The following is a 14,109-nucleotide window of genomic DNA, read 5'->3' on the forward strand; positions in this document are numbered from 1 at the left end:
CGGTCGGTGGCATCCTCGTCGAAGCGCATGGCGAACTTGCCGTTGGACGGCACGTTGGCGAACGAATCCATGGAATTGCGCCGGACGCCGCCATGGGCGGTGGCGAAGATGACGTGGAGGTTCTTCCACTCATCCTCATTCTCGGGGAGCGGAAGGACAGTCGAAATCACTTCACCCTCCGCCAGCGGGAGAAGGTTCACCATGGGGCGGCCGCGCGCTTGCGGAAGGCCTTCGGGAAGGCGCCAGACCTTGAGGCGATAAACCTTGCCGTGATTGGAGAAGAACAGGACCGGCGTATGGGTGGAGGTGACGAAGAGGTTCGTCACCGCATCCTCGTCCTTGGTGCCCATGCCGGCGCGGCCCTTGCCGCCGCGGCGCTGGGCGCGGAAGGCGTCGAGCGGGGTGCGCTTGATGTAGCCGCCCATGGTGACGGTCACGACCATCTCCTCGCGCTCGATCAGGTCCTCGTCCTCGATCCCGTCCCAGGCGGGAGCGATCTCGGTGAGGCGCGGGGTCGCGAAATTGGTTGCGATCTCGTCGAATTCCTCGCGCATCACCTCATAAAGGCGGGCGCGGTTGCCAAGGATCTCGAGCAGCTCGCCGATCGAGGTGGCAAGCTCGCGAAGCTCGCCTGCGATCTCGTCCCGGCCGAGCGCCGTCAGGCGATGCAGGCGGAGCTCGAGGATCGCGCGGACCTGCGCTTCCGACAGCCGGTAGGTGTCGCCGTCCACCTCATGCTCCACCGCTTCGACGAGCGCTATGTAGGGCGCGATCTCGGCGACCGGCCATTCGCGGGCGAGGAGGGCTGCGCGCGCTTCGGCGGGCGAGGCGGAGCCGCGGATTATGCGCACCACCTCGTCTAGGTTGGTGACGGCGATGACGAGGCCGAGCAACAGGTGCGCCCGCTCGCGCGCCTTGGCGAGCTCGAACTTCGCCCGACGGGTGATCACTTCCTCGCGGAACTTGACGAACGCCTCAATGATGTCGCGGAGGTTCAGCGTCTCCGGCCGGCCGCCGCGGATGGCCAGCATGTTGGCCGGGAAGCTCGCCTGCGCCGGCGTATGCCGCCAGAGCTGGTTGAGGACCACGTCCGGCGTTGCGTCGCGCTTCAGGTCGATGACGACACGGACGCCCTCGCGGTTCGATTCGTCGCGGATGTCGGAGACGCCTTCGATGCGCTTCTCCTTGGCGGCTTCCGCGATCTTCTCGACGAGGCCATTCTTGCCGACCTGATAGGGGATCGAGGTCAGCACGATCGAACGGCGATCGCCGCGGCCTTCCTCGACCTTGTGGCGTGCACGCATGATGATGGAGCCGCGCCCCGTATGATAGGCGCTGCGTGCGCCGGCCTGACCGAGGATCAGCGGTGCGGTTGGGAAATCCGGCCCGGGGATGATCTGGATGAGCTCGTCGATCGTGATCCCCGGATTGTCCATATAGGCTTTGCACGCGGCGATCACCTCGCCGAGATTGTGCGGCGGGATATTGGTCGCCATGCCGACTGCGATTCCGCCGGCGCCGTTCACCAGCAGGTTCGGGAAGCGGGCAGGGAGCACCTGCGGCTCCATGCGGGAGCCGTCATAATTGGGCGTGAAATCGACAGTGTCCTTGTCGAGATCGTCGAGCAGGGTCATCGCCACTTTGGCGAGCCGGGCCTCGGTGTAGCGCATCGAGGCGGGGGGATCGGGATCCATCGATCCGAAATTGCCCTGACCATCGATCAGCATCACCCGCATCGACCAATCCTGCGCAAGCCGGGCGAGCGCGTCGTAGATCGCGCTGTCGCCGTGCGGGTGGTAATTGCCCATGACGTCGCCAACGATCTTCGCCGATTTGCGGTACGGGCGGCCCGGAACGAAGCCGCCTTCCTGGCAGGCGAAGAGGATGCGCCGATGCACCGGCTTCAGACCGTCGCGCACATCGGGCAGTGCGCGGCTGACGATCACCGACATCGCATAGTCGAGGTACGACGACTTCATTTCGTCGACGATGGAGATCGGGGAGATATCGCTGTTTTCGATGGTCGGCGGTACGCTGGCCAATGTGTGTTCCCGGGGCTGGTCGTGAAGGAAGCGCGGAGTTGCGCTGACGTGAATGAGCGAGCTTAGCGGATCGTCTCAGCCAACGCCACCCCGCGCGCGCGTATACGCGTACGCGCGAGGCGGCTCAGGTGGTCATGATCGGCTGAAGCGCCAGCGGCCCTCGTCGCTCTGCTTCGGATCGAACGAATAGCCGTCGCTGTCGAAGCTCTTGAGCGCTGCCGGGTCGCTGAGGCGGTGTTCGCAAATGTAGCGCGCCATCATCCCTCGGGCACGCTTGGCGGCGAAGGTGTTGAAGCGGAGGCCGTTCGGGCCCTCTTCGCGGAAGTCGATCTCGATCACTCGCGCGTTCGGCGGCAGATGTCCCTCGACCGCGCTCCAATATTCCTTGCTGGCGAGGTTGATGACCGGACCGCCGGCGGCATCGAGGTCGCTCGCCAGCTGTTCGGCGATACGGCTCTTCCAGTAGGAATAGAGGCTGGTGCGGCGCGGCGCCCATCGGGTGCCCATCTCCAGCCGGTAGGGCCGGATCGCGTCGAGCGGCCGAAGCAGGCCGTAGAGGCCGGAGAGGATGCGCAGATGGTCCTGCGCGAACAGCAGTGCGTCTTCGTCCAAGCTATGGACCTCGAAGCCGGCATAGACGTCGCCGGCAAAGGCGTAGATCGCCTGGCGCTGCGGAAGCTCCTCGAAGGTCCGGAAGCGGCTTGCATTGAGGTCAGCCAGGTTCGGCGAGATGTGCATCAGCTGCTGGAGCTTCTTCGATGAAAGCTTCGCCGCCGCCCTCGCCAGAGCCAGCGCCTCCTCCGCGAACACCGGTTCGGTGAGCGGCAGGGGCGGGAGCGGGCGCTTGTAGTCTAGCGTCTTGGCGGGCGAAATGACGGCGAGCATCGGGAGCGGTTAGCCAGCACTGGAAAGCCCGTCAAACCGCCTGCAGCCGTGAATATTTTCCCTTTCCGTCCGGGCACTTGCGGTTCAACGAACATTCAGCGCGGCGGCGCTAGCAAGGCCGGGCGATTGGCGATAGAAGCCCCGGCTTCGGTAACCCCGCGTGGTTCCCGCCCATGAGAACAGGCACGCCGGAGTAAGGCCGTGTCAGGAGGAGGCTTTCTGATGAGGTCCGTTTCGACAATCGCGCTCCGCGTGGCGCTTGCGCTCGGCGCCGGCGCCGTGTTCGCAGCTGCTCCGGCCGCTGCCCAGCGCGCTCCCGCGCAAGTGTCGGAATTCAGCAGGGAGGAGCGGGCTGCACTGCTCGCGCTGCAGACGGCGCTCGAGACGAGGAATTACCCCGCCGCCACAGCTGCCCTCGCTGCGGCGCAGTCGCAGGCGCGGAGCGGGCAGTCGCGCTATCTCGCTTCGGCAATGCAGCTCCGCCTCGGCATCGAGACCGGCAATCTGGGGCTCCAGTCGAGCGCGATCGACGCAATGATCTCGAGCGGCGCCGCTCCGGCATCGGAGCTGCCGCAGCTTTACCGGAACCAGGCTGCGCTTGCCCAGCAGGCCGCGAAATACGACCGCGCCGAAGCCGCCTTCGCGCGGTCGCTGGAGCTCGTTCCGAACGATCCCGAGGCGCTGCTTGCGCTGTCGCAGGTGAAGGAGATCCGGAAGAAGCCGCAAGAGGCGGTGACGCTGATGGAGCGCGCCATCGAAGTGCGAAAGGCGAGCGGCCAACCGGTTCCGGAGAGCTGGTACAAGCGCGCGGTTCACCTGGCGATGATGAACCGGATGCAGCCGCAGAGCCTGCGCTTCAGCCGCGAGCTCGCCTCCGCCTACCCGTCGCCGCAGAATTGGCGCGACGCGCTCTTCATCTACCGGGACGTCGCAGCTGCGGATCCGGAAGCCTCGCTCGATTCCTGGCGCCTGCAGCGCGCCGCGAAGGCGCTTGCCGGCGAGCGCGACTATGAAGCCTTCGCCAAGGCTTTGCTCGCCAAGAACCTGGCTGCGGAAAGCAAGGCGGTGCTCGACGAAGGCGTGGCCGCCAAGATGGTGAGCGCAACCGATGCCGCGACCAAGGAGCTGATCGCCAGTTCCGCGAAGCGGGCCGTTGCCGACCGGGCAGGGCTGAAGGCCAAGGAAACGGCCGCCATGGCAGCCGCGACCGGAAGCGCGGCGCTCGCCGTCGGGGATGCTTTGCTTGCGCAGGGCAATTATTCCGGAGCGGCGACGCTCTATCGTGCAGCGCTTCAGAAGGGATCCGTCGACGCTGCGACGGTGAACAGCCGGCTGGGCATTGCGCTTGCAATGGCGGGGCAGCGCGCGGAGGCGGAAAGCGCCCTTCGCGCCGTCACCGGCCCACGCGCCGAGCTTGCAGCGCTCTGGCTGGCGTGGCTCGGGCAGCGCGGCTGAACATAAATTCGAACGAATTCTCAAAGGAGAGACTGATGAAAACGGCATCAAGCTTCGCGATCGCGCTTTCGCTCGCCGCCGGCGGCGCAATGGTTTCTGCGCCGGCCGTCGCCCAGAAGAAGGGCAAAGCCGCGGCCGCGGCCGCTCCCGCCCAGCCGGCGCAGTGGGCGCCCAAGCTCAGCAAGGAGGAAGTCGCAGCGCTTCAACCGGTTGAAAAGGCAGTCGTCGCCAAGGATTGGGCGACGGCCGCCACCGCGCTCGCGGCCGCCCAGCCGGTTGCGACCAGCGCCGACGCCCGCTTCATCGTCGGACAGTACCAATACATAATCGGCGGAGGCACCAACAACTCGCAGCTCCAGACTCAGGGCGTCGATGCGATGGCCGCGAGCGGCGGCGGCGATCCCGCCAAGCTGGCTCCCGTCTACAAGCTTCAGGGCCAGCTTGCGTTGCAGGCGAAGGATTATGCCAAGGCCGAGGCGGCCTTGGCACGCTGGGGCCAACTGGCCCCGAACGAGCCCGACGTCCCGATCCTGAACGCTGAGCTGAAGTTCCGCCAGAACAAGCCCGCCGAGGCCCTGTCGCTCTTCCAGCAGGCGATTGCGGCGCGCGAAGCGGCGGGGCAGCCGGTGCCGGAGGCGCTCTATCTATTCGCCCTGCAATCGGCAGTGAACGCCAAGGTGACCCCCCAGGCTCTGGCGCTCTCCCGCACGGTCGTTTCCAAATATCCCACGCCGAAGAACTGGCGCAACGCCCTCATCCTCGCGCGGCAATATGGCGGCGGCGAGTCCGCGTACCAGCTCGATACGCTGCGTCTGATGCGGGCAGCGAAGGCTCTCAGCGAGCGCGACGAATATCTTGCGCTCGGCGATCTGCTTGCGCGCGGCCGCTTCTATGCCGAAGCAAGGGACGTCCTCCAGGAAGGCTTCGCATCGGGCAAGCTCCCCCGCACGAACCCCGATGCGGTTGCGATCCTGAGCGATGTGAACGGCCGCATCTCGGGCGATCTTGCGGCGCTGCCCGGTCTCGAGCCGCGCGCGCGTTCCGGCGCCAATGGCGAGCTCGCGCTGCGGCTGGGCGAGGGCTATTACGGGCACGGCAACTACGCCAAGGCGGCCGAAATGTACCGGCTCGCGCTGCAGAAGGGCGGGGTCGACGCGAACCTCGTCAACACGCGGCTCGGCATTGCGCTGGCGCTTGCGGGGCAGCGGCCGGCGGCGGAAGCGGCGTTCAAGGCCGTGACCGGCAATCGGGCGGCGCTTGCTTCCTATTGGCAGCTCTGGCTCTCCCAGCGGGCCTGATCCACGATCGACGTGAAGGAGGGCGTCGGTTATGCCGGCGCCCTTTTTCGTGCCCGGATCGGAGGCGGCTGCCGTCCCAATTTGCAACGGCGCCCAATAAGCTCTTCCGCCAGCTTCGAAGCGGCGTTAACGATTGAGGCGGCGGAGCTTTTCGGCGGCACTCCGCGGCATGGATCGAGGGCAGCAGGGTGCGTTTCGACGACAGGATCGCAACGGTCATGGCGCAGCCCGCGACGCATTCGTCCGGCCGTGCCGCCAAATGGCGCCAGCTCGTCGATCTGCTCGCCCAGCGCCGCGGCGAAGACCCTTCGGACGAGGCCGAGCAGGCGCTTGCCTGGCTTCGCGAGCACCGCTCGGAAATGGCGGCGCGGACCCGGCAGGAAGTCGCTCAATCGCTCGCCGGGCGCCATATTTCGCCATTGCTGTTCACCTATTTCGCCGAGGATTCCCCCGCCGTCGCGGCGCCGCTGATCGCCGGAGTGCGCCTCAGCGCGGCCGAATGGGTCGAGATCCTTCCGACGATGAGCCAGACTGCGAGGTCGCTCCTCCGGAACCGCCGCGATCTCGCGCCGGCGGTGGTGCAAGCGCTTGCGAGCTTCGGCTCGAGCGATCTCGGCATTCCCGGTGCGGTGGACACCGAAGCCGCGACGAAGGTGCGGGAGCCGCTCAATCCGGCCGCTGAGGCCGGCGAGGCGCAGATCCGCGAACTCGTCGCCCGCATCGAAACCTTCCGCAAACAGCGTTCCGTAGGCGAGGCCGAGCCGGATGCGGACGGTCTCGCCCCCATCGAAGCCTTCAGGTGGGAGACGGGCGGGGACGGGGTGATCCTCTGGGTTGCCGATGCACCGCGCGGCCCGCTCGTCGGGCAGACCATCGCCAGCATCGCGGAGCACGGCCAGTTCGGAGTGGACGGGCAGGCGGCAGGCGCCTTCGAGAAGCGCGCGCCGTTCCGCGATGCCCGCTTCAGCGTCGCCGGCAGCGGCCCCGCCTCGGGCGACTGGCGCATTTCCGGGGTGCCCTTCTTCGACCCGCAGTCGGGCGTGTTCCTCGGCTATCGCGGCAGCGCCCGGCGCCCGCGGCTCGACGAAGTCGCTCGCGCGCAGCCCGAAGCGGCGGCGTCTGCAGGACTGTTCGGCACCGACCTTCCCGCCGATTCGCTCCGCCAGCTGATCCACGAGCTCAGGACGCCGCTGAACGCGATCGTCGGCTTCGCCGAGATGATCGACGGCCAGTATATGGGCCCTGCCGGCGCCAATTACCGGTCGCGCGCGGCCGAGATCATGGAGCAGGCGACCCGGCTCCTGTCTGCGGTCGACGATCTCGACACCGCGGCGCGCATCGAGACGCAGCGACTGACGCTCGATCAGAGCTCGGTGGACGCAGTGGCTCTGCTCTGCCGGCTCCATGACGCCTATGAGCGGGTGGCGATCCAGCGCGGTGCACGGATTTCGGTCGAGATCATGCAGGGTCTCCCGCCCGCCAAGGCGGAGCTCGGCGCCGCCGAGCGCATGTTCGCACGGATGCTCGCCGCGACCATCGGCCTGGCCGGCGACGGAGAAGTCATCGCCGCAAGCATGGCGCTCGGCAATCTCGGCCGGAAGAAGATGCTCTGCCTCGCCATCGACCGCCCGAAGGCGATCGAAGGACTGAACGAAGCCGCCCTGCTCGATCCCGGCTACAGCCCCGAGGGGGATTGGCCAGGCGCCCCTGCGCTCGGCCTCGGCTTCGCCCTCCGGCTGGTCAGGAACCTCGCGGAAGCCGTCGGCGGCGGTTTGCACATTGGTCCTCAACGCTTTTACCTGTACCTGCCTCCGCTCGAAGCGAACGAGCTTTCAAGCGGCCAAGGCAGTTGAGGTACAGTGCAGCAGACATCGCCGAACCCGCGGCTGGATCTCCCGCCGCCTGAAAACCATTACGTGCGGCTGCCTGAGACGTTCGGGCGCCGCTTCATGGTCTTCTGCGACACGGAGGAGGAGTTCGACTGGGGAAAGCCCCATAACCGGGGTTCGCGCGCCACCACGCACATGAAGACGATTCCGGAGGCGCAGGAGCGGATGGCGGCCTATGGCGCCAGGCCCGTCTACCTGGTCGATCACCCGATCGCCACGGATCCTCGCTCGGTCGAGGTGCTGCGGCCGTACCTGGATAGCGGCGAGTGCTCGATCGGGACCCAGCTCCACCCATGGGTCAATCCTCCGTTCTTGGAGGAAGTGAACCGCACCAACAGCTTCGCCGGCAATCTTCCGGCAGAGCTCGAACGCGCGAAGCTCAGATGCCTGACGGAAACGATCGAGGAGGCGTTCGGCCGCCGCCCGGTCATCTACCGCGCCGGCCGCTACGGCGTCGGACCCAATACGGCGGGTTTCCTGCGGGAGCTCGGCTACAAGATCGACACCTCCGTGCGGGCGATGTTCGACTATAGCGACGAGAAGGGGCCGAACTTCTCGGGCATCAGGCCGCTCCCTTACTGGGTCGCCGGCGGCCTGCTGGAGGCTCCGCTTTCCGCCGCCTATCTCGGGCCCCTTCGCGGCCTCGGGCCACGGCTTTTCCGTGCAACCGCCAGGATCCCGCTGGCGCGCGGAGTGCTTGCCCGTTCCCGGCTCCTCAACCGCGTTCCACTCACCCCGGAAGGGACCCCGCTGGCCGAAGCGCTGGAGGCGGTAGAGCGACTGCTGGACGAGGAGTTCCAGCTCATCTCCATCTCCTACCATTCGCCGTCGGTGGAGCCCGGCCATACGCCGTTCGTGCGCGACCAGGCGGATCTGGACGAATTCTACCGCTGGTGGGACGGGGTGCTCGGCCTGCTCGTCCGCCGCGACGTCACCGGCGCTTCGCTTGAGGATCTGCTCGAAGCCGCGGAAGGCGCTCGGCCGCTCCCGAAGGCGGCCTAGTTGTCCCAGTCGGCTCGGCGCTCGCCGCCGCAGCCGCGATAGGTCTCGCCGTCGGCGATCACCATCACCTGGTCCGCATAGCCGTGCCCGCTCATGGCGTCGTTGCAGCGGCCGTGGGTTACATCGACGATCAGCCGCTGCGTCTCGTAGCGGTGGCCGTTGAACGTGGTGCGCGGATCCGGCCGCGCGACGTTGATCTTCTTCTCTCCGTAATTGCCGACATAATCGATGCGGCCGTTAGCGATGGTCAGCGCCCAGCCGGGCTCCTGCCCGCGGGCGGTGTAGCGCTCCTGCGCCGGAGCGGGGACCGCGGGGGCGGGCGGCGTCGGCGTGCAGGCACCGAGCATTGCGAGGGCAATCAAGCCGTTCCACCTCATCCTCGTCTCCATTGGTTGATCACTTCATAGGCCGTCACGGCGGTCGCGACGGCGGCGTTGAGGCTGTCGGCCTTTCCCAGCATGGGGATCTTCACCAGCGTATCGCATTCCCGCTCATAGGCTTCGGGCAGCCCCTGCGCCTCGTTGCCGACGAGGATGAAGGCCGGCTTGCGGTAGCGCGGCTGCTGGTAGTCCTGGTCCGTATGGAGGCTGGTCCCGATCAGCTCGCCCTCCCCAGAACGGAGCCAGCGGACGAAGCTCTCCCATCCGGCAGCTGCGATGCGCTGCGTGAAGAGCGCGCCCATCGATGCACGAACCGCCTCAACGGAGAAAGGATCGACGCAGTCGTCGACCAGGATCAGCCCGCCCGCGCCGACGGCGTCGCCGGTGCGGAGGATCGTGCCGAGATTCCCGGGGTCGCGAAGCGCCTGCGCTACGATCCAGAGGTCGGCGGAGGAGCGGTCCAGAGCCTCGAGATCGGTCGGAAAGGCTTCGTAGACTCCGAGCACGACCTGCGGATTCTCCTTGCCTGAAAGCTTGTGGAGGATGTCGGCGTTGGTCTCGATCGCTTCGCCGCCCGCGCCTTCGGTCGCAGCGATCAGCGCGTCGAGGAGCGGGTGCCGGGTGCCTGCCCCGAAGAACAGGATGCGGGGAACGTGCCCCGCCTCCAGCGCTTCCGTCAGGATCCGCAGCCCTTCGGCCATGAACAGTCCCTCGGCGCGGCGGTTCTTCTTCTCGCGAAGTCCGCGGACCTGCTTTACCAGCGGGTTGGAAAAGGCGGTGATCTGGCGGGGCAGGGGCTATTCCTCGCCGAACTTGCCCTCGACCAGCTCCGCAAGCGCCGTCACCGCTTCCTCGGCCCCGTCGCCGCTGGCGCTGATCGTGATCGTGTCGCCCTTGGCGGCGCCCAGCATCATCAGGCCCATGATCGATGTGCCGCAGACGCTCGAGCCGTCCTTTTCCACCTGCACTTCGGCTGGAAGCCCGGAGGCGAGGGTGACGAACTTGGCGCTGGCGCGGGCATGGAGGCCGCGCTTGTTGGGGACCTCGACGGTGCGCCGGACTTCGCTCACGCCGCCGCTTCTCCCAGTATCTCCGATGCGACCGAGATATATTTGCGGCCTGCCTCGCGCGCCGCGCCCACCGCGGCCTTGACGTCCATCGTCTTGCGCGCGCCCTCAAGCCGGATCAGCATCGGCAGGTTCACGCCGGCGATCACTTCGATGCTGGCCGATTTCATCAGCGAGATGGCAAGGTTGGACGGAGTGCCGCCGAACAGGTCGGTGAGGATGATCACTCCCGCCCCCTCGTCCACGCGGGCGATCGCTTCGGCGATGTCGTTGCGGCGCCCCTCCATGTCGTCGTCGGGGCCGATGCAGATCGCCTCGATCCGCTGCTGCGGCCCGACCACATGTTCCATCGCAGTGATGAACTCGGCCGCGAGACGGCCGTGGGTCACAAGCACCAAACCGATCATTCGTACACCTTGGCTAACTCACGGCCTCTGCGCGCTGGGCACCCTCGATCACGTCGCGCGGCAGGGAACCGAGGTCGCGATGCTCAACCGTGGGCGAAAATCCCTCCTCGCGCAACCGCGCGGCGATCCGCTCGGCCACATGGACCGAGCGATGGCGGCCTCCCGTACATCCAAAAGCCACCGTAACATAGGATTTTCCTTCGGCCGCATAGCGCGGGAGGAGGATCAGGAGCAGGTCCTCGATCCGCGACATCGCCGCTTCATAGGCTTCGTCCCCGGCGACATAGTCGCTGACCGCTTGGTCGCGCCCCGTGAGCGGCCGAAGCTCGTCCACCCAGTGCGGGTTCCTCAGGAAGCGCATGTCGAACACATTGTCGGCGTTGCGCGGAAGCCCGCGCGCAAAGCCGAACGACATGATGTGGAAGACTGGTGACTGGCCGCCGCTTCCGAACCTTTCCCGGATCTGCCGCTGGAGCGCCGGCGAATCGGTGTCGGTGGTGTCGATCACATAATCCGCCCAGCGCCGCAGCGGCTCCATCAGTTCGCGCTCCGCGGCGATGCCGTCGGTGGCGGGCCGGTCCGGCGCGAGGGGGTGGCGGCGGCGGGTCTCTGAATAGCGCCGGAGGAGCTCCGAACCGGCGCAGTCGAAGAACACGGTCTCGACCGGGAAGCTGTGATCGGTGGTGAGGGCCTTGATCTGCTGCACGATGCGCTCGGCATCGAAGTCGCGGGTGCGGCTGTCGATTCCGATCGCGAGTGGACGGCGACCCTTGGCGCTGCCCTTTGCGATCGGGGTCGAGAGCAGATGCTCGAGCAGCGACAGCGGCAGATTGTCGACCACCTCCCAGCCGGAATCCTCGAGCGTGCGGAGCGCCGTCGACTTGCCCGCGCCGGAGAGCCCCGTCACCAGCAGGATGCGTTTTGGGGCGGGGCTAAGGTTCACGCTTCTGGGTCGAGTCCGAACTGGGCCAGCGCCACTTCTACCTTTACCGTAGCCGAGGCCTCAAGGCTGCTGAGGCGAACCGAAGGCACCTGAACGCCGGCGATGGCGATCGAGCCGGGCATTTCCGGCATCCGTTCCACCTCGGTCGTGAGCTCGACCATCAGGCACACGGGCGCATCGGCCGCCGTTTCGAACTCCAGGATGCCGAGGCCCCTGATCTCGAGCTTGTTCCTTATATTCCCGGGCGCGGAGGCGAGCAGCCTGCCGCCGACGCGCCGGACGATCGTGTAATCGTCGCTGACGAGATCGGCGCCGCGGTCGATGAGCCGAAGCGCGAGATCCGATTTGCCGCTGCCCGAGCGCCCGCTGATCAGGATCGCTCGTCCCTCCTTCGCGACGCATGAGCAATGCAGGGTTTCGGAGGAGAGGGAGGAAGTGCTCATGCCGTTACTCCTGGAAAGCGGATCACGAAGCGGGCGCCGCCGCGGCCGCCATGACGGTCCTCGACCCTGATCGCGCCGTCATGGCCCTCGACGATAGCTCTCGCGATAGCCAGGCCGAGGCCCGAATGACGGCCGAACGCCTCACCTTCAGGCCTGATGCTGTGGAAGCGGTTAAAGATCGCCTCACGCGAGCCTGCGGGAACGCCGGGTCCCTCGTCCTCGACGCTGACGATCACGTCTTCCCCTGTGTCCGCGGCAGCGATTTCGACGAGGCCGCCCGGCGGCGAAAAGGAGATCGCATTATCGACGATATTATCCACCACGCGCGCAAGCCGCGCTTCCTCGCCCATGATCACTGCCGTTCCGGCGCGGGGGCGGGCAAAGGCGAGCTTTACCTCCCGCTCGGCGGCACGTCCTTCCCAGAGGCCGAGCAGCGATTCGATCATCCGGCCGAGATCCACCTGCTCGAAGCGGGCGCGGGAGAGCTCGGCATCGAGCCGCGACACTTCGGCGATATCCACGACCAGCCGGTCGAGCCGCACCACGTCGTCCTTGATCACGTCGAGCAGCTTGCCCCGAAGGGCAGGATCCTCCACCCGCTCGAGCCCCTCGATCGCCGAGCGAAGGGAGGCGAGGGGGTTCTTCAGCTCGTGCGTCACGTCGGCCGCGAAGGCTTCGGTTGCATCGATCCGGTAGCGCAGCGACTGTGTCATGTCGTGGAGGGCCCGGGCGAGGAGGCCGATCTCGTCCTTTCGCGCCGGGAGGAGCGGCACGTTGACCTCGCGCGCCCGGCCGAGCTTCACCCGCTGCGCCGCTCGCGCCAGCCGGCGGAGCGGCAGGGCGATCGTGCGCGCGAGGAAAAGCGACAGCAGGGCCGAGAGCAGGATCGTCCCGCCGAGGATGAAGCCAAGCGTCAGCCGCTCGCGCCGGACGCCGGCCCGGATCCCGCGCGCGTTGCGGGTGAGAAGCAGCACGCTGTCGCTCCCCGGCACCACCTGCGCCGCGGAGATGAACGGAGTTCCCTCGGGCGTCCGCCGTACCATCGTCGCCGGCCGCCGCTCGGCGAGCGCTGCGCGCGCCTCCGGCCAGTCGCCGAGCTGCCGCTCTTCGGCCGGGATGTAAGGGGGCGGCCGGCTTTCGCCGACGATCGCGTCGAAGACGTTGTCGAGCATCCTCGCGACATTCTTCCGCCAGGGCTCGTCGGCCGGGTCCCTCAGGCGATAGGTCGGGGCGCCTCCGTCCCAGCTGTCGAGGAACTTCGGACCCTCGGCCGAATAGACGCGTAGCCGGGAGCTCGATTCCTGCCCAAGCCGGATCAGCAAGGCTTCACGCGATTCCGGCGGCGCGGCGGCAAGCGCTTCGGCGATGATCGTGACTTCGCTCTGCGCCTGTTCGACGCGCGCTTCGGTGATCCGCTTCCGGTAGCTGTCGAGATAGAGGAGGCTGCCGGCAAGGATCGCCAGCGCGAAGATGTTGATCGCGAGGATTCGCGCCGTGAGCGACATCCGCCCGGACCAGCGCAGCGCCAGCCCCTGCTCGTCGTCACTCCTCGCCAAAACGGTAGCCCACGCCATAGAGCGTCTCGATCGCCTTGAACTCGCCGTCCACGGCCCTGAACTTCCGCCGAAGCCGCTTGATGTGGCTGTCGATGGTACGATCGTCGACATAGATGTCGTCCTGATAGGCGACGTCCATCAGCTGGTTGCGCGATTTCACCACGCCCGGCCGCTGCGCCAGCGCTTCCAGGATCAGGAATTCCGTCACGGTGAGCGTCACGTCCTTTTCGCCCCAGGTGACCCGGTGGCGCGCCGGATCCATGCTGAGCCGCCCGCGAACGATTTGCGCCGCCTCCTGCTCCGGGCTGCTCTCCGCCAGCGGCGTCGCCCGCATCTCGGCCCGGCGAATGACGGCCCGAATCCGCGCGATCAGGAGCCGCTGCGAGAAGGGCTTGGCGATATAATCGTCCGCACCCATTGCGAGGCCGAGCGCTTCGTCGAGCTCATCGTCCTTGGAGGTGAGGAATATGACGGGGATGGAGCTGCGCTCCCGGAGGCGCCTCAGAAGCTCCATTCCGTCCATCTTCGGCATCTTGACGTCCAGCACGGCAAGGTCGGGCGGATTGTCGATCAATGCCTTCAATGCGGCCTCGCCGTCCGAATAGACGCGGGTGATGAAGCCCTCTGCCTGGAGCGCGATCGAGACGGAGGTGAGGATGTTCCGGTCGTCGTCGACGAGCGCGATCGTTATCGACATGGTCCAGCCGATCCTATCCATTCCCGTCCCACGCCGCAACCAGCG

At 67.0% G+C, this 14,109-nt stretch carries 14 protein-coding genes; 4 read left to right on the forward strand and 10 right to left on the reverse strand.

The genetic code is table 11. The features are described 5' to 3' along the window. On the reverse strand, positions 1 to 2,042 hold a 2,042-nt coding region (gyrA, locus tag VF662_RS04935; RefSeq protein ID WP_464138400.1), incomplete at its 3' end, for a DNA gyrase subunit A. Positions 2,043 to 2,174: 132 nt separating this feature from the next. Further along, positions 2,175 to 2,927 (reverse strand): peroxide stress protein YaaA, encoded by a 753-nt coding sequence (gene yaaA, locus VF662_RS04940; RefSeq protein ID WP_464138403.1) that lies wholly within the window; start codon positions 2,925 to 2,927, stop codon positions 2,175 to 2,177. Positions 2,928 to 3,149: 222 nt separating this feature from the next. On the opposite strand from yaaA, the gene VF662_RS04945 reads away from it, so the two are divergent. The 4 genes from VF662_RS04945 to VF662_RS04960 all read left to right on the forward strand — a co-directional run bounded on the left by VF662_RS04945 (position 3,150) and on the right by VF662_RS04960 (position 8,571). After that, positions 3,150 to 4,382, forward strand: coding sequence for a tetratricopeptide repeat protein (locus VF662_RS04945; RefSeq protein ID WP_464138408.1), 1,233 nt, complete (start codon positions 3,150 to 3,152; stop codon positions 4,380 to 4,382). 35 nt (positions 4,383 to 4,417) lie between these two features. Further along, positions 4,418 to 5,680 (forward strand): tetratricopeptide repeat protein, encoded by a 1,263-nt coding sequence (locus VF662_RS04950; RefSeq protein ID WP_464138412.1) that lies wholly within the window; start codon positions 4,418 to 4,420, stop codon positions 5,678 to 5,680. A gap of 188 nt (positions 5,681 to 5,868) precedes the next feature. Further along, complete coding sequence (locus VF662_RS04955; protein WP_464138415.1) at positions 5,869 to 7,533, forward strand: sensor histidine kinase; 1,665 nt, start codon at positions 5,869 to 5,871, stop codon at positions 7,531 to 7,533. A 6-nt stretch (positions 7,534 to 7,539) separates the two neighbouring features. Then, positions 7,540 to 8,571, forward strand: coding sequence for a polysaccharide deacetylase family protein (locus tag VF662_RS04960; protein ID WP_464138419.1), 1,032 nt, complete (start codon positions 7,540 to 7,542; stop codon positions 8,569 to 8,571). On the opposite strand, the gene VF662_RS04965 is transcribed toward VF662_RS04960, so the two are convergent. Genes VF662_RS04965 through VF662_RS05000 form a run of 8 tightly spaced genes read right to left on the reverse strand, consistent with a single transcriptional unit; the run spans position 8,568 to position 14,064 of the window. Then, positions 8,568 to 8,948, reverse strand: a complete 381-nt coding sequence (locus tag VF662_RS04965) for a hypothetical protein (protein WP_464138423.1) — start codon at positions 8,946 to 8,948, stop codon at positions 8,568 to 8,570. The genes VF662_RS04960 and VF662_RS04965 overlap by 4 nt on opposite strands. Then, a complete protein-coding gene (locus VF662_RS04970; RefSeq protein WP_464138439.1) occupies positions 8,945 to 9,745 on the reverse strand; it encodes a TrmH family RNA methyltransferase in 801 nt (266 codons plus the stop codon). Before VF662_RS04970 ends, VF662_RS04965 begins: the two co-directional genes overlap by 4 nt. 3 nt (positions 9,746 to 9,748) lie before the next feature. Beyond that, positions 9,749 to 10,021: an HPr family phosphocarrier protein gene (locus tag VF662_RS04975; RefSeq protein WP_464138426.1), complete on the reverse strand. Its 273-nt coding sequence runs from the start codon at positions 10,019 to 10,021 to the stop codon at positions 9,749 to 9,751. Further along, a complete protein-coding gene (locus tag VF662_RS04980) occupies positions 10,018 to 10,425 on the reverse strand; it encodes a PTS sugar transporter subunit IIA (RefSeq protein ID WP_464138429.1) in 408 nt (135 codons plus the stop codon). Before VF662_RS04980 ends, VF662_RS04975 begins: the two co-directional genes overlap by 4 nt. Positions 10,426 to 10,438: 13 nt before the next feature. Further along, positions 10,439 to 11,338: an RNase adapter RapZ gene (gene rapZ / locus VF662_RS04985; protein WP_464138443.1), complete on the reverse strand. Its 900-nt coding sequence runs from the start codon at positions 11,336 to 11,338 to the stop codon at positions 10,439 to 10,441. Between the two features lie 26 nt (positions 11,339 to 11,364). Next, positions 11,365 to 11,811: an HPr kinase/phosphorylase gene (locus VF662_RS04990; protein ID WP_464138434.1), complete on the reverse strand. Its 447-nt coding sequence runs from the start codon at positions 11,809 to 11,811 to the stop codon at positions 11,365 to 11,367. Then, on the reverse strand, positions 11,808 to 13,385 hold the full coding sequence (locus VF662_RS04995) for a sensor histidine kinase (RefSeq protein WP_464138437.1): 1,578 nt from the start codon (positions 13,383 to 13,385) through the stop codon (positions 11,808 to 11,810). Before VF662_RS04995 ends, VF662_RS04990 begins: the two co-directional genes overlap by 4 nt. Continuing rightward, positions 13,354 to 14,064 (reverse strand): response regulator transcription factor, encoded by a 711-nt coding sequence (locus VF662_RS05000; RefSeq protein WP_464138447.1) that lies wholly within the window; start codon positions 14,062 to 14,064, stop codon positions 13,354 to 13,356. The genes VF662_RS04995 and VF662_RS05000 overlap by 32 nt, the downstream gene beginning before the upstream one ends. Positions 14,065 to 14,109 lie beyond the last annotated feature (45 nt).

The organism is Allosphingosinicella sp. (assembly GCF_036387215.1).
Taxonomy (GTDB): domain Bacteria; phylum Pseudomonadota; class Alphaproteobacteria; order Sphingomonadales; family Sphingomonadaceae; genus Allosphingosinicella.